This is a genomic window from Streptomyces jumonjinensis (genome assembly GCF_009600885.1).
In the GTDB taxonomy this organism is placed as follows: Bacteria; Actinomycetota; Actinomycetes; order Streptomycetales; family Streptomycetaceae; genus Streptomyces; species Streptomyces jumonjinensis.
The window spans coordinates 34,461-49,598 of the sequence record NZ_VCLA01000145.1 but is presented as its reverse complement, the minus strand read 5'-3'; the positions used below and the strand labels follow the sequence as shown (position 1 = coordinate 49,598).

Genomic DNA, 15,138 nt, shown 5'->3' with positions numbered 1-15,138 from the left:
GGCTCCGGCCTCGATCGCGCCATCGCCGCCGCCACCGCCCACGACGGCCGACTGGATCTCGACACCGTCCCCGGCCGGGGCAGCGTCTTCCGGCCGGTGCTCCCCGGGGCCTCCTCGGGGCCCGCCGCGGCAGGCCGGGCGGGGTGCCGCGAGGTGCCCGGGGTCATCCGACGCCTCGGCCGCGAGAACAGGCTGGTAAGCGAGGAGGACGACGGGGCGACTGGTGTCCCGCCCTTCAGCGCGCGGTCGAAGGCGGCCCCGTCGTGCGTGATCTCGACCCGCTCCCGGCCCGCGGTAGGGCGTCAGGATGCGGGCGGCGGGGGCGATCACCGCCGAGCCCGCGCCCATGGCCGCGCAGAGGCCGATACCCAGCAGGTGAGAAGTGCTCCTTGAGCCGGTCGGCGGGCGCCGCCGCGGGGCAGCCCCGGCGACGGCACCCACCGTTGTCCACCGGACGTGCGGGTCCGGGTCAGTCCTCGATGTCGAAGCGGGTGTGGACGCGGCGCAGCGGGGCGGGCGCCCACCAGTTGGCCCGGCCCGCCAGCCGCATCAGCACGGGCACCAGGACGGCGCGGATGAGGGTGGCGTCGACGAGGATGACGACGACCATGCCCAGCCCGAGCATCTTGAGGTAGACGATCCCGGAGGAGGCGTAGGTGGCGAAGGAGGCGGCGAGGATCACGGCGGCGGAGGTGATCAGCGGACCGCTGCGTTCCAGACCTGCGGCGACCGCGGCCGTGGTGTCGCCGACGCGGTGGTACTCCTCCTTGATCCGGGACAGCATCAACACCTCGTAGTCCATGGAGAGCCCGAACGCGGTGCAGAACATCAGGATCGGGATGGACGGTTCCAGGGCGCCGGTGGCGGTGAAGCCGAGAGCGGAGGAGAGGTTGCCGTCCTGGAAGATCCAGACCAGCGCGCCGAACATGACGGCCATGGAGAGGGTGTTGAGGACCATCGCCTTGGCCGGGAGCAGCAGGCTGCCGGTCATCAGGAACAGGATGACGAAGGTGACCAGGAGGACCAGCCCGAAGACGAGGGGTAGCCGGTCGACCAGCACCGTGCGGAAGTCGGCCAGTTCGGCGGGGTAGCCGCCGACCCGGACCTCGGTGGCGGCCCCGTCGGCGACGGTGGAGCGCACCTCGGCGATGACCGCGTCCGGGTCGTCGGAGAGTCCGTCCTGGGTGGCGACGACGGAGAACCAGGTGGCATCGGAGCCCTCAAACCGTTCGGCGGACTCGCCGGGTTCCAGGATGCGGCGGCCGTCGGCGTAGGAGCCGGTGAGCGCATCGACCTGGGCGATGCCGTCGAGGCGGGAGAGGTCCCGGGCGGTGTCCGCGATGGCGCTCCGGTCGGTGAGGCCGGGGGTGAGGACCTGGAGGGCGTCCACCTCCTCGGCGACGAAGCCCGCGCGGATCTGGTCCTGGACGACCCGGCTGGAGACCTCGGCGGGCAACACCCGGTCGTCCGGGGTGCCGAAGTTGACGCCCAGGGCGGGGGCGGAGAGGGCGAGCAGGACCGCGAGCGCGGAGACGCCGTAGATCAGTGGGCGGCGGGTCACGCGCAGTGCGGTGGTGTGCCACCAGCCGCCGTCGGCGCGGGCCCGGGCGGGCTTCTTGCGCTGGACTCGGTGGCCGAGCCGGGCGAGGGCGGCGGGCAGGATCACCACGGCGGCGAAGACCGAGGTGAGGACGGTCGCGATGCCCGAGTAGGCGAAGGAGCGCAGGAACGGGAACGGGAAGAGGAGCAGACAGGCCAGGGAGACCATCACGGTCAGCCCGGAGAAGGCGACGGTGCGGCCCGCGCGCCCCACGGCCCGCCGCACCGCCTCGGGGACCTCGTGTCCGTCGGCCAGTTCCTCCCGGAAGCGGCTGATCACGAAGAGGGAGTAGTCGACGCCGAGGCCGATGCCCATGACGAGGGTGAGATTGGCGGCGAAGGTCGAGACGTCCGTGAAGCCGGTCAGCAGACGCATCAGGGCGAGCGTCATGACGACGGAGAACAGGCCCATACCGAGGGTGAGCAGGGCCGCGTTGAACCGTCGGTAGATGACGGCGAGGAGGAGCAGGACCAGCGGGAAGACGATGAGTTCGGCGCGGAGGAAGTCGGTGCGGGCCTGTTCCGCGGCCTGCCGGAAGATCTCGTCACCGCCGCCGACCTCGACCCGCAGCCGCTCGCCGTCGCGCGCGAAGTCGGGGGCGAACTCCGCGAGCTTGGTGCGGGCCTCGGTGACCGTGCCGGCCATTCGGGCGATCACCAGCGCCTGCTGGCCGTTCTTCGAACGCATCACGGGGGACGCGTCGCGCGACCAGTACGAGGCGGTCTCGGCCACCCCGTCCTGGTCCGCCAGTTCCCGTTCCAGGGCGCGGCCCGCCGTCACGACGGCGTCCGTGTCCACGTCGCCGCTCTTGGCGGTGACCAGGAGCAGCACGCTCGGTGTTCCGGTGCCGAACTCCCGCTCCAGGACGGCGCGGGTGTCCAGGGACTCGGAGCCGGGGCCCTCGAACCGGCTGAGGACCAGCCGGTCCATCACCCCGGCCGCGAGGGCGAGTCCGAGCACGGTGAAGAGGACGCTCAGCCAGATCACCGGGCGGGGGCGGCGGGCGGCGGCGGCGCCGAGGCGGTACAGGACGGTGTCGTCGCCGGGTGGCGCCGCCGTGTTCCGGGAGGCGGCTGGGGGCGTGGAGGTGGAGGCCACTCTTGGTTCCTTCGTGTTCGGCCGTGTCCGGCGGGACGTCCGCCGGGCAGGCGCCCGTGGGGCACCGGCACGGGAGGGGCACCGTGGGGCGGGGAGGCCGGGGCCCGACGCGGCTCGGTGTCGGTGACGTGTGCACACCTTTCCCGAAGGCGCTGGAGCGGACCGCCGTACACGTCGGGAGGGAACGGGGAAGGCCGCTGGAAGGACCGCTGAAGGAGTGGGGAAGGATCAAGGAAGAAACAGAGAACGATCTATGACGTATTGTCAGAAGTGGTGTCCGGCCTCCGGAACCGGAACGGGTGGACGGAACGGGGCGGTCGGATCGACGAGGGGGAGGACGATGTCCACGGTTCTGCTGAGGCACACGGGTCCGGACGGCGACGGGGACGGGGACCGGTCGTCGGGTGTCCGGTTCACCCTCTTCGGTCCGATCCAGATGCTGGTGGACGGCGATCCGGTGACCCTGGGCCCACCGAAGCAGCGGGCGTTGCTGGCGACCCTGCTGCTGCGCCCCGGACTCTCCACCGGAACCGATCAACTGATCTCCGCCCTCTGGGGGGTCGAGCAGCCCGCGTACGCGAAGAACCTGGTGCAGAAGTACGTCTCCGGGTTGCGCGGGGTGCTCGCCGGCGCCGTGGCGGGGGTCCCGGGCACGGCCCCCGAGGTCGTGTGGACCCCGGGCGGCTACCGGCTGGAGACCGGCGACGCCGTGGTGGACCTGCACGTCTACGAACGGCTCGCCTCGGAGGGCACCACCATGGCCCTCACCGGCGACCTGCACGGGGCGGCGCGACACCTGGACGGCGCGCGAATCCTGGTCACCGGCACCCTGGCCGAGGGGCTGGAGGCCCCCGTGCTGGACCGTGAGCGCGTCTACCGGGAGGAACGCTTCCTGGCCGACATGGAGTTGCGCGCCGAAGTCGAACTCGACCTCGGTCGGCACCGCAACGCCATCCCCTACCTTTACTTCGTCCTGCACCGCCGCCCGCTGAGCGAACGCTTCAGCTGGTTGCTGATGCTCGCTCTGTTCCGCGCCGACCGGGGCGGCGACGCGCTCTCCCACTACCACGGCTACCAGCGCCGGGTGGCCGACGAACTCGGCGCCGACCCCGGCTTCGCCCTGCGGGAACTGCACCGCCGCATCCTCGCCCAGGATCCCGCGCTGATGACCCTCGCCACCGTCCCGCCGCCCGAGGGCGGCCGCCTCCGACCCGGTGGCGACCCCGCTCCGGGCACGCCCCCGGGAACGCCGTGAGCGGGCTTCCGGCGGTGCCGGTGACGACCCCGGCGGGAGCCTCGCCGCAGGGACGATGGCGGTCCGACCGGCCCCCTGCCGCGACTGACCGGGCCCTTCTGCCGGGCCTTGATGGTCGCCTCGCGGTTGCGGCGCTGGATGGCGCGCAGCCCCCGCGCACCTCACCCCCGGTAGGCCTCCAGCAACCGCCGTAAAGAACACTCGCACCCAGCTCGTGTGCGGCACACTCGAGGGCATCCAGCGCTCGAACCTGGTCGGCATGGGCGTGCTGCCGCTGCAGTTCCCGGCCGGCCGGACCGCCGAGTCGCTGGGCCCGACCGGCGGGGAGACCTTCCCCTTCACCCTCCTTCACTGGTGTCACCGGTCACCTCGGGCTCGGTCGAGTTCGACGCAGTGGTCCGCATCGACACCCTCGGTGAGGCGGACCACTGACGCAACGGCGGCATTCTGCAGTACGTGCTGCGCAGCCGAGCGGCTGAGGCACCATCAATTCCCAAGAAGGCCAGGCTACTTCATGTGGTTCGACCTCTTGTGTGCACCCCCGGGCATGGACTAGATCTCTTCTCGCGATTGGTACAGACCATCTGACCCCGCTCAGACAAGGCCACCAGTATGTTCAGACGCGCCTCCGCGTTCCTGGCGACGGCTCTGCTCGCCTCGCTCGTCGCGGCCCCCGCGACCGCTCACGCCGATGACGACGACAGCCGCCGGCTGCCCGGCCACCGTGTGGCCTACTTCACCGCGTGGAGCGTCTACAGCGGCTTCTCCGCCAAGAAGGTCCAGGACTCGGGCCAGGCGGCGAAGCTGACCGTGATCAACTACGCCTTCGGCAACATCTCCCCCGAGGGCACCTGCTTCGAGGACAACCTGGCCGACCAGGCCGACGCCTGGGCCGACTACCAGCGCCCGATCGGCGCGGCCGACTCGGTGGACGGCGTCGCCGACACCTGGGACCAGCCGCTGAAAGGCAGCTTCAACCAGCTGCGGAAGCTGAAAGCGAAGAACCCCCACCTGAAGGCCGTCATCTCGATCGGCGGCTGGGGCTGGTCCAAGTACTTCTCGGACGTGGCCGCCACTGACGCCGCGCGCAAGAAGTTCGTGGCCTCCTGCGTCGACCTCTACATCAAGGGCAACCTGCCGAAGCTGGGCTCGCTGGAGGGCGGCCCGGGCAGCGGCGCGGGCGTCTTCGACGGCATCGACCTCGACTGGGAGCACCCGGGCGGCGACGGTCTGCCGGACAACTCGGTGCGCCCCGAGGACGGCCGCAACTTCACCCTGCTGCTGGCCGAGTTCCGGCGGCAGCTGGACGCGCTGGGCAACGGCGGGCGGGGGCGCCACCTGCTGACGGCGGCCGTCGCCGCCAACACCGACGTCGCGGACCGGCTGGAGCTGCGGAAGGTCGCCCGCCAGGTGGACTACCTGAACCTGATGACCTACACCATGCACGGCTCCTGGGAGCCGCAGGGCCCAACCAACCACCAGGCGAACCTCTACACCGACCCGGCCGACCCCTCCGGCATCGACCACAGCTACAGCGCGGACCGGGTCGTGCGGCACTACCTGGCCGGCGGCCTGCCGGCCCGCAAGGCGGTGCTCGGGGTGCCATCCTGGGGCTACGGCTGGACGGGAGTGCCCGCCGGGACGAAGAACGGCCTCTACCAGCCCGCCACCGGCATGTCCCCGCGCGGCGGCGGCCAGCTGCCCTACAAGGCCATCAAGGACCTGCCGGGCGCCGTGCACACCGACCGCAAGCACGGCGCGGCCTGGAAGTACGACGGCACCGAGTTCTGGACGTACGACACCCCGGCCACCGCCGCCCAGAAGGCCCGCTACACCCAGCGGAACGGTCTCGGCGGCGTGATGGTCTGGTCCCTGGACGGGGATGACGCCCAGGGCTCGCTGATCGCTGCACTGGACCGCGGTCTGCGGCGCTGACCTGCGGTTTCGACCCGGTGGCGGGCGGGGCGCCCCGGCCGCCACCGGGTGCGGCGGCGGAATACACAGACTCCTCACGGTTGCGGCGCTGGATGGCGCGCAGCTCCATCTGCGCGCCCCAGGCTTCCATGGTGAGGCGGTTCTCGTCGTTCGGGTCGTCGAGGTGCCAGGGACCGTCGTGGCCGTAGGTCAGCAGGATCTTGCCGGTGTCGTCGGCCCAGGCCACGACGTGCCCGCCGATGGAGTCGACCACGGCGAGCACGTGGTCACGCCGGCGCTCCGGGGAGCTGGTGGCGGCGGACATCTGGGAGAGGCGGCGGACTCCGACGAGGCACGTTGGTATCCGCCAACCTCCGCAAGGACAACCCCAGCCTATCCGGATGGCAACGCACGCCGGTCCAGCCGTGGCCGTCACCTCGCGGGGTGACCACCACGGCTGAAGCATCTGCTCGGCATGTGGTGGCGGGCCGTTCCCAGCCCATCATGTCGGCGTCACAGCCTCCTTGCCGACCCGGATCACGAGTCGTAGCGTTCAGTCACCACCATCGCCGTCCCTGCGAGTACCGCTCCCGCGGGTGCAGCAGCCCACTCGGCGAGCAGCAGCAGCTTCTCGTCCACGGACTTCAGCAAGTGAGCGATCTCCTCGGCGGCTGGCGCGACCGGAAGGGCGCAGCCGACCACGGCGTGACCTGTCGCGCTGGTGTGGTTCCCGGGCTCCTCCTCGGGATCGTGCGGCACCCAACGGCCGACCTCGATCTCCCACGAAGCCTCGTCGTCGCCTGGTTCCGGCGCTTCGATCGTCAGGTAGAAGCCGTCGGAGTCGTACGGCTCCATGAAGAGGCGACAGCTGGGGTCGTCGAGTGAAGCCCACGCGTCGCCACTCTGGGAGTGCGCGGTGACCAGCACCCGGAGGGCGGCGACCGCCTTCTCCCGTTCCTCCGAGGTGAATCCCGACTCATGTCGGTCGAGCTGCTCGCGCGTCTCGTCGTTCAGGGTGTCCAGCCCGTCGTCGTACTTCACGAAGGGGTGCCCGAACTCCCAGCAGCGCTCGGTCTCTGGCTCCTCCTCCGAGGAAGTTCCCGAGAAGTCCGCGAGTCCTGTCTGCAATCCGTGCTTCTCTGCCTCCAGTTCGGATCGGATCGCCCTGCTGACCGTGTCGGGGAGAGTCGCCACGGCACTTTCCAGGTCGGCGAGCGCCTGGTGAAGCCGCAGGCAGACGTACTCGTACCACAGACTGTGGGCGCCGCCGAGAAGAGCGGTGTGGGTGGCGGGGTCGGTCAGCGCGGCGAGGTGGGTGCGCGGGTATTAGCCCACACGCCGTTCCCGGCGGTCGTGGATGCTGACGGGGACGGTGGCGAAGGCGGAGATCCGATTGAGGGCGTCGACGACCGGAACCGCGAGGCGAGGCTCGGCAAGACTCGTCACGGTCTTGGACACGACGCCGTCCGGACCCTGGTAGGTCGCAAGGATCTGGGTCTTTCCACGGGTGGCGTGCTGAGAGTAGATGGTCAAGGAAACGTCTTTCGGCTGTCCGGCACACGACGGCCGGACAGAACAGGTACACAGGAAGCGGGAAGGAGGTGGTGGCGAGGGTGCTTTCCGACGCTCCGTACCTCAAGACGACCGGAGGTGGCCCAGGTACCGTCCCAGGCTCCATTCCTGCCCGCAGGCTAGCGCATACCCTGCGCGCCGCAAGCAGATACTCTGCCCGCTCGGCCGCAAGGACCGGTGACTGGCGAAACCGCGTCGCAACCGGACTCGATGACGCCGCCTACGGATTGAGACAGGCGTGTCAGTAGCGACGCGCGGCGGACAGCGCGGCGGCCACACTAACCTCGTCGGCAGCCGACTCGACAGCCGAGAACGATTTGGGGAGATACGTGCTCGACTGTGCGCTGACCGCTGATGTCCCGCTTGGCCCGTTCCAAGACCACGCCGTTTCCGTCTACTCGGCGAAGGGGAAAGGCTCCAAGCTGCACGCCCGCCGCACGTGCACCCGGCTGCGCGCCGACGGCGCCGTGACGTCGGAGGTGCCGCTCAACTCCCACACCATCGGTCGGATGTGCTCCAGCTGTGCACACCACGGCGACTGGGGCCGCCCTGACAGCGGCGTAGGCCTGTTCCTCCGTGCACTGGGCGGCGTCGGTCTTCTGTACCAACTTCAGCGGTACACCGAGCGGGACCGGGACTACACGGTGGACCAGGAGGAAGTCGAACGCACTGCCGAAGTGCTGCGGGTCGAACCCGTTGCCTCGGAGGACGAGGAGCACGAGGAGGAGGACTGGGAGATCCGCGACGATGCCGAGCGCCTGCGGGAATCGGTGGTGTCCGCGTGCCGTGATGCCGCACGAAGTCTCCACCTCGCCCAGGTGACCGTCGCTTCGTTCCCCTGGCTCGCCGACTGGGCCCAGCCGAAGATGGCTCTGAAGGAGCAGTTCATGGAGACACTCCGCGGGCAGGCGGCACATTTTGTTACCCCCGCAGGGCTCCTGGCTGCGGCAGCTGGGGCCTCCCCGGCGACTCTTTGCTCACCCACGACGCTGTCCACGGTATCCGCCAAAGCCGCAAAGGGTACGCCGAAGCCCGCGCCGCGGTTGGCCGGTTGATGGCGTCGTGGGATGACGAGGCACACCGGATCGTCAATGCCGCTGACACCGAGACAGCGGTGGTGCTGACAGTGCACCTTTCGGAGATCCAGAAAGATGAGACGTACCGGTCTCGCGGGCGAGAGATGGGCCTGCTGGCCGACCTGGACGACTGGACGACCGGGGTCCTCCTCACCCATCTCACCGGCGCCGACTGGGGCCACCGCCGGCTCACCATCCGCGTGCCGCAACTTATCGCCGACCGGCTTCTCATCCGCTCCTCGCCCCTGCACTGCGAGCCCTCTTCCCCCCGAGGCCGTCGCAGCCGAGGCCGAGGCAAGCCAACTCGGCCCCGGTGTCTTCGACGACACGACCGTGCACCGACGTCGTCCCCTCACCGCAGACCACCTGCGGCTGCTGCGCTCGGTCGGGAACGCCGAGGACGAGCTGTACATCGTGTTCTCCACGGACGGCGGGGCAGAGATGCTGCCGTTCCCAGAGTTCGAGCGACGGGCCGCCCATGGTTGGCGAGGTTTTCTCGTCGCGAGCTCGAAGAACCTTCCCGCCGCCCTGATCGAACCATGGTCGAACGAGGTCGGTCAGCGGCCCGAGAACCAGGACAGGTGGCGGCCGGGGCACCTACGCAGCGCTGACGACCCGCTGTTCGGTGAGGAGCTCGGCCTGAACTCGGTTGCCCAGCAAGCCGCGTGGCTGGCGTTCGGTGACGAGGCGAGAGTGCGGGAGCGCAACCTGCGTCTGCTGGCGATGGCCCGTGGTGTCCAGGACCTACGGAGGCTCGATACCGGGTACGACCGGGCCGGGCGCTCCCGCGGCCTCCCTAGCGCGGTGTGGCACGGGCTCCTCGCTTCCGGCCAGGACTTGGACCTGGTGCCGTTCGAAGCACCCGGAGGCAGCGGGTGGAAGCCTCATGGCAGCGGTATCCCCCTCGGCGTTCTCGCGGACGTCCAGGTGTACGCGGTCAACGCCGATCCCCGGTTCCAGGGCAAGGGGCACTCCGCCACAAGCACCCGGCAACTGCCTGCTGAGGCGGCTCACCACACCGCTGCGACTGGTCGGCTGGAGCGCCCGGGTAAGCCATGGACAGCTCAAGGTGGTGACGTTGTGAGGCTCACCGGTGTCGACGAGTTCCTCGAAGCCGCCGGACGTCCAGAAGGCATTTCCCACTCGACCACTGCCCCTTCGGGGTCGAAGTTGCCGGAGGGGAGCGACTCGAATGCCCGCCCCGGCTCGGTCTGGAGGGCCAGGCTCGCTGATGTGCAGTCCGGTGCCGCATCCGGGGGAATCCGACGAGGGCGCGGTGCGGACATGAGTCGGGCGGTCGTCCATCTTGACTCGGTGGCCCGCGACCGGTAGTCAATGCGGGCGGCTTTGGTATAGACCAAGTCGCCGCATCGACCGGTACGGCTCGCGCTCGTTCCCCGTTTGGGAGGCAGCAATGCGAAGATCACTGGCGTCATTGGTCGCCACCGTCCTCGGAGTCCTCACCCTGTTGGGTGCCCCGCCCGCCTCCGCCACCAGCCCCTTGGTGCTGGTGACGGCAGAGTCCCGCAAGACCTCTTCCTGGGAGAGCGGCTACCAGGGCACGTACACGATCAAGAATCACAGCCGTACGGCGTTGGACAGCTGGACCGTTGAGTTCTCCCTGCCCGTGAACACGACCGTCACGACCCACTGGGACGCCCAGCTCACCCGCGACGGGGACCGGTACACCTTCCGCAGCGTCGGCTACAACGGCTCGCTCGCCCCCGGGGCCTCCACCACCTTCGGATGGGTGGCCCAAGGCAGCGGTGTGCCCGGGCGGTGCGTGGTCAACAAGGGCGGGCCCTGTGAGGAGGACTCGGACATCACGCCCCCGACGGTTCCCACCGGCCTCCACGTCACCGCGATCGAGGACAGGGCGCTCACGCTCAACTGGACGGCATCGGTCGACGACCGCAGCCCGGTGGTGGACTACGAGATCTTCGTCGACGGTGTCCGGCACTCCACCCTGACCGGTGTCACCTCCCACCGTATGACCGGGCTCCGGCCCAACACGGCGTACATGTTCCGACTGCTCGCGAGGGACCTGGCGGGCAACCGGTCGGCCCTGAGCCACGCGGTCACGGGTGCCACCGGGGACCCGAGCCCGCCGCGGACCCTGTCCACCGCGCCGTATGTGGACATGGGCACCTGACCCACTCCGAGTCTGAGCACCCTGGTCCCTGTGCACCAACGTCCCACAGCCGCCGTACGAGTTCTCCCGGATCGTCGGCACCTACGAGGGCTGACCGGGAAGGCGCCGCCGATCGAGGGCCACACCGTCCCCGCGCCTCACCGCGCGGTGGGCGGTGCCGCGCCTGGGACCTGGTCATGTTCGCGGACGAGCCGGAGCGTGGTGGCGTACAGCCCGGCGAGGAGCGTGAGGGTCGAGGTCGAGGGTGGTCAGACTGCGCACGGCCGTCCGGAGCGGGGCGTGGCCAGCAGTCGGGGCGCCCCGGCCCCGGCCAGGGCGAGCACCATGGCCAGGACGGGGCGGCCCGCCAGTACCGCCAGCGCGATGACCACGGGGAGACGCCCACCAGTACGGCCGTACATGGTGTCCAGGACAGGAGGGAGAGAGTCACAAGAATCCCAGGGCCGTACCGCTCGATGTACGAGGTGATCTCATGGAAGGTCGACTCTTCAGGGCTGCCGCCGAGGACCCGGGCGAACAACGCAGGTCCAGCCGTCTGCACCGGCTCGGGACCACCAGCGTTCCCGCAACGGCGCCGACGATGAAGGCAAAGGCTGTGCCCGCCACCGGCGGAGGCTGACGGCAAGAGTGGCGGCGGTGTCCCGGGGTTCGGCGTCCACGCCTGCGGGCCACTGGGCCGATGCACTCGCCCAGGCCAGGGCCCGACGGGATCAGCGCATGGGACCGCGACTACCGGGACGGTGGTCACCGTGCACCCCGCGGACACGCCCCTCCCACAGTCGCGCACCCGAGCGATCCGCATCCGGCACGCGGTCATCGAAGTCGGCTGGGACGCGACCGTCCGATGAATCAAGCCGGTCAGTCGCGGCTGCACACTGGCAGGGATTGCTCCACGCTCAGCTTCTGCAGCTCCTTCAACTGGGCTTCCAGTGAAGCAGGTTCGACGAGAAAGCGCAGCACCGCCTGCTGGAAGGCGTCCCGCATGGCGCGGGGCATCGTGTCGGAGGCGTCCCAGCAGCGAGTCTCCTTCTGCCTGCCGCGCAGGATGTCGCCGATCTCCTTCTGGGTGGCATCCTGGGCGCTGTCCGGGGCCGCCGCCTCGTTCGCCGAGTGGTCCGGCAGCGCTGCGCCGGTGCCGGCCAGGTAGCGGATCAGCTGCCGGGCCTCCTCGGTCGGGTTCAGCAGGATCGCGAGGTCGCCGGAGACCTCCCAGGCCCCGGCGTCCGGGCCGGTGTCGGGGACGATCTCGGAGGAGTGGACGTAGTCGCCGCCCGCCGCCCGCCAGTGGCCGGCACGGAAGGACCCCTGGTGCTCCAGGCGCCGCCCCGCGCAGTCCTCCCCGTATCCGGTCGTCAGCGCCCGCACGGCGCGGCCCTCGCCCGCGCCGACCAGTTCCCCCCACGTCATCCATGCCTTCCGTACGGCGGGGTGGGTCCAGTCCAGCCCGCCGTTCGCCCACTTCTCGTAGACCTGCGGTCCGGCCTGCTGGAGCAGGATGTCCTCCACCCAGTCGGTGCCGGGCCAGCCGGAGGTCGCGCCGGACTCCATGCCCAGGCACCAGCGTTCCGGATCGCCCGCCGACTCCACGGTGGGCCGTTCGCCCGAGTACCACACCATGCTCTTCAGGCCGGTCTTGACCGGCAGCCAGTACGTGTTCCGGCCCTCCCGGCCCGGGACCGTCACCTCGGGCGCCCAGATCCGGTCGTAGTGCCCGGCGTCGAACAGGCCGTCCAGCGGCTGGAGCCGGCCGTCGACGGCGTAGGCCAGCAGTTCGCCGGGGCCGGGCAGCACCGCCACGTCCGGCGGGTTCCCGGCTACCATGTCGGCGGCAAGCACCTGGCTGAGCGCGGAACTGCCCTGGTAGACGACATCAATGCGGTACTTCCTCTCGAACGGCTCGATGACGTTCTCCTCGAACTGATCGCGCTCCTCGCCGCTCCAGTTGGCGAGCAGCGTCACCGAACCCTTCCAGCCCTGGGCCCAGCGCGCCCCGGCGAACACTCCGGCTCCGAGCAGGACCAGACAGGCGCAGAGGATGCCCGCCGTGCGGGGTCGCAGCCGTCTCATCGCGGTGCCCTCCATCTGTACTCGGTGATCCGCGGCCACAGCCCCCACACCGTGAGCGCCATCGCCACGGCCCCTCCCAACAGCACCCAGCCGGACAGCGACGCCCAGAAACCGGCATCCGCCAGGGCACTCTGCACCTGGTCGGCGGTCTTGGGAATCCCGTCCGGGTCTTTCTCCCGTACCCGGATCCCGTCGAGGGACCCACTCATCGCGCGCTGCGCGGTCCACGTGATCCGGCCCAGCACCGGCACGCCGAGTCCGCACACCGCGGTGGCCGCGAGCAGCCGCACCTGCACGGGGCGCCGGAAGCGCCGTCGCAGAAACCGCTGAGTGTCCAGCAGGGCCAGGAGCAGCGCGAGGTACAGCACCGCGACCGCGCTCCACCCGAGCCACAGTTGCCAGGGGAACGCGGCCTGCCGCTCGGCCACGTCGAGTTGCTTGTCGCGCAGCGCATCGAGGCGGCTCATCACGTCCCCGTCGGTTCCGGGCTCGGACTCCAGGCCGAGCACCCGTTCCGCGTAGTGCAGATAGGCGGTGCTCAGCGCCTGGTGGTCCTCACGGCCCCATCGCTCCACCCAACCCGAGTAGACGGCGATCAGCCCGGTGATCGTCTGGAGGTCGTGGCGGCCCTCCACGCCGATGACGTTCTCCGACGCGGTCAGGGCGAGGCTCTGGTGGGCGACCGAGACCTGGGTGTGGAACTCGTCGCTCATGTCGCCTTCCGGCCCGCTGTCGCCGACGATCCGATGTGCCGTGGCGAGCGCGTTCCGCGCGGTGTCGACGGCGAGGATCCCCGGGGTGCTCGACGACGACAGCGGTACGGTGTCGTCGTGCACGCCCCGGTAGGCGAAGAACAGTACGAGCGTGGTGGCGGCCCCGAGCGTCAGCAGCAGCCGGAGCCTGCGGGTCAGTTCCCGGCCGGTGGTGCTCACGGCCGCCCCGTGAAGCGGTGGCGGCAGGAGGGGCAGAACCGTGCGGTGGCCGGCGCCTGGTGGGCGCAGCTCGGGCATTGCACAGCAGCCCTGCCGCCCGGTCCCGCAGCATCGGTGGCGCTGCCGACGCCGGTGCCGGACGCAGGACCGTAGGTACTGTGGCTGCTTGCGGTGATCAGGTGCTCGAAGTCGACGGCCGTCACCTCGGAACGCAGTCTGACCTGCCCGGCTCGTGCGTCGTCGATCTCCACCAGCCTGGCCAGTCTGCCGAGTTGCTGATCGGCGCCCATGGCGTGGGCGAGTCGCACGGCCCAGCCGAGGTTCCGCTCCGCCAGGTCGCGCTCGCCGCGGCGGTGCGCGTCGGTCGCGGTCGCGATGGCCTCGCCGAGCCGCTGGTGGTGCTCGAAGTGCTCGACCTGGGCGTCGGTCCGCGCGGAGAGCGCGGGGTTGTCGGTCCAGTGCACCACGCAGGGCTGCGGCGGTGGCAGCCGCACCTCTGCGCCGCCGGGCGCCTCGACGGTGACCACGGCGAGCTGGAGGTCCTCGTGGCGCGGCCGGGCGGCCGGGTCGGCGGACAGGCACAGCTGGTAGCGGCGGGTCTCGTCGCCCCAGGCTCGGGTGACGAACCGCTGGGTCCCGCCCTCGGGGATCAGTTGCGCCTCGGTCGGATAGACCTGCTTGAGGTAGCGCACGGCGGCCCCGGCCATGGGGGTCACGGTGATCTCCAGTTCGGGCACGGTCTTGGTGAGCAGGCGCTCCATCAGCTTTTCGTACTCCGCCGGAAGGGCCGCCTCCTCGTGGACAGAAGAGGCGCTGCCGTGCAGCCGACGGGTGATGCGCAGCAACTCCCGGCCGTCCCAGCCGTCGCCGATGCCCCACGCGTCGCAGACGAACCGCCCCGCGCAGATTTCCAGGACCTCCGCCAGCGGCATCTGCTCGTCGTGCTGGTTCATGCCGTCGGTGAGCAGCAGCACGTGTCCGATGGGCGCGTTCTGCTCGGCCAGAAGCCGATGGGACAGGTCCAGCCAGGCGCCGATGCAGGTGCCGCCGCCCGCGACCAGCCGGTGCACGGCCCGCTCCGCCGCCGCCCGGCTCCGGTCGTCGGCCCGGGCCATGCCGAGGGTGTCGGGGTAGACCACTGCTGCCTTCTCGTTGCCCCGGACCACCGCGAAGGGGGTGCCGTCGGACAGCATCCGGATCGCCGCCGCTGCCGCCTGCTGGGCGGCGTGCAGCTTCTCCGGCGGCCAGGTCATCGAGCTGGAGCAGTCCACGGCCAGGACCTGTGCGAGCACCGGGCTGCGGCCGCCGCCCTCAGCGCCGTTTACCTGGACGCTGAGGATGGCGTGCATCTGCGGGTCGTCGGCCTCGCTGGACAGGTACTTCCACTGGCTGATCTCCAGTCCGACGGCGACCTGTGCGGTCGCCTCGTCCGCTTCGGGCGTTTCTCTGTCCACTGTGTCCGTACTCCTCGC

General features: G+C 70.5%; 12 protein-coding genes and 1 pseudogene. 6 read left to right on the top strand and 7 right to left on the bottom strand.

Annotation, left to right across the window (positions count from 1 at the left end; translation table 11 throughout):
• Positions 1-469 precede the first annotated feature (469 nt).
• Positions 470-2,698, bottom strand: a complete 2,229-nt coding sequence (locus FF041_RS17695; protein WP_323391992.1) for an MMPL family transporter — start codon at positions 2,696-2,698, stop codon at positions 470-472.
• Between the two features lie 340 nt (positions 2,699-3,038).
• Here FF041_RS17695 and FF041_RS17690 point away from each other — a divergent pair, with 340 nt between their 5' ends.
• The 3 genes and pseudogenes from FF041_RS17690 (at position 3,039) to FF041_RS17685 (ending at position 5,888) form a co-directional block, all read left to right on the top strand.
• Positions 3,039-3,953 carry an AfsR/SARP family transcriptional regulator gene (locus FF041_RS17690; RefSeq protein ID WP_194292066.1) on the top strand — a complete coding sequence of 305 codons (915 nt, stop codon included), beginning with the start codon at positions 3,039-3,041 and terminating at the stop codon, positions 3,951-3,953.
• A 229-nt stretch (positions 3,954-4,182) separates the two neighbouring features.
• Positions 4,183-4,385, top strand: a pseudogene (locus FF041_RS39075) (hypothetical protein); the annotation flags it as partial.
• Positions 4,386-4,565: 180 nt separating this feature from the next.
• Positions 4,566-5,888 (top strand): glycoside hydrolase family 18 protein, encoded by a 1,323-nt coding sequence (locus FF041_RS17685; RefSeq protein ID WP_153523705.1) that lies wholly within the window; start codon positions 4,566-4,568, stop codon positions 5,886-5,888.
• Positions 5,889-6,404: 516 nt separating this feature from the next.
• Here the strand turns inward: FF041_RS17685 and FF041_RS17680 are convergent.
• Together FF041_RS17680 and FF041_RS39070 are read right to left on the bottom strand one after the other, a co-directional pair.
• A complete protein-coding gene (locus tag FF041_RS17680) occupies positions 6,405-7,061 on the bottom strand; it encodes a hypothetical protein (RefSeq protein WP_228388305.1) in 657 nt (218 codons plus the stop codon).
• Between the two features lie 132 nt (positions 7,062-7,193).
• Positions 7,194-7,400 carry a hypothetical protein gene (locus tag FF041_RS39070; RefSeq protein WP_228388303.1) on the bottom strand — a complete coding sequence of 69 codons (207 nt, stop codon included), beginning with the start codon at positions 7,398-7,400 and terminating at the stop codon, positions 7,194-7,196.
• A gap of 368 nt (positions 7,401-7,768) precedes the next feature.
• Between FF041_RS39070 and FF041_RS17675 the strand changes: the two genes are divergently transcribed.
• The 3 genes from FF041_RS17675 to FF041_RS17665 all read left to right on the top strand — a co-directional run bounded on the left by FF041_RS17675 (position 7,769) and on the right by FF041_RS17665 (position 10,667).
• The gene (locus tag FF041_RS17675; RefSeq protein WP_153523704.1) at positions 7,769-8,494 is read left to right on the top strand and encodes a hypothetical protein; all 726 of its coding nucleotides are present in this window, start codon (positions 7,769-7,771) and stop codon (positions 8,492-8,494) included.
• A gap of 435 nt (positions 8,495-8,929) precedes the next feature.
• Positions 8,930-9,847 (top strand): hypothetical protein, encoded by a 918-nt coding sequence (locus tag FF041_RS17670; protein ID WP_153523703.1) that lies wholly within the window; start codon positions 8,930-8,932, stop codon positions 9,845-9,847.
• Between the two features lie 82 nt (positions 9,848-9,929).
• Positions 9,930-10,667: a cellulose binding domain-containing protein gene (locus tag FF041_RS17665; RefSeq protein WP_153523702.1), complete on the top strand. Its 738-nt coding sequence runs from the start codon at positions 9,930-9,932 to the stop codon at positions 10,665-10,667.
• Between the two features lie 248 nt (positions 10,668-10,915).
• On the opposite strand, the gene FF041_RS17660 is transcribed toward FF041_RS17665, so the two are convergent.
• The 4 genes from FF041_RS17660 to FF041_RS17645 form a co-directional block, all read right to left on the bottom strand.
• Positions 10,916-11,068 carry a hypothetical protein gene (locus tag FF041_RS17660; RefSeq protein ID WP_153523701.1) on the bottom strand — a complete coding sequence of 51 codons (153 nt, stop codon included), beginning with the start codon at positions 11,066-11,068 and terminating at the stop codon, positions 10,916-10,918.
• 457 nt (positions 11,069-11,525) lie between these two features.
• Complete coding sequence (locus FF041_RS17655) at positions 11,526-12,734, bottom strand: ABC transporter substrate-binding protein (RefSeq protein WP_153523700.1); 1,209 nt, start codon at positions 12,732-12,734, stop codon at positions 11,526-11,528.
• Complete coding sequence (locus tag FF041_RS17650) at positions 12,731-13,666, bottom strand: hypothetical protein (protein ID WP_323391990.1); 936 nt, start codon at positions 13,664-13,666, stop codon at positions 12,731-12,733. Before FF041_RS17650 ends, FF041_RS17655 begins: the two co-directional genes overlap by 4 nt.
• On the bottom strand, positions 13,663-15,120 hold the full coding sequence (locus tag FF041_RS17645; protein ID WP_323391987.1) for a VWA domain-containing protein: 1,458 nt from the start codon (positions 15,118-15,120) through the stop codon (positions 13,663-13,665). Before FF041_RS17645 ends, FF041_RS17650 begins: the two co-directional genes overlap by 4 nt.
• Positions 15,121-15,138 lie beyond the last annotated feature (18 nt).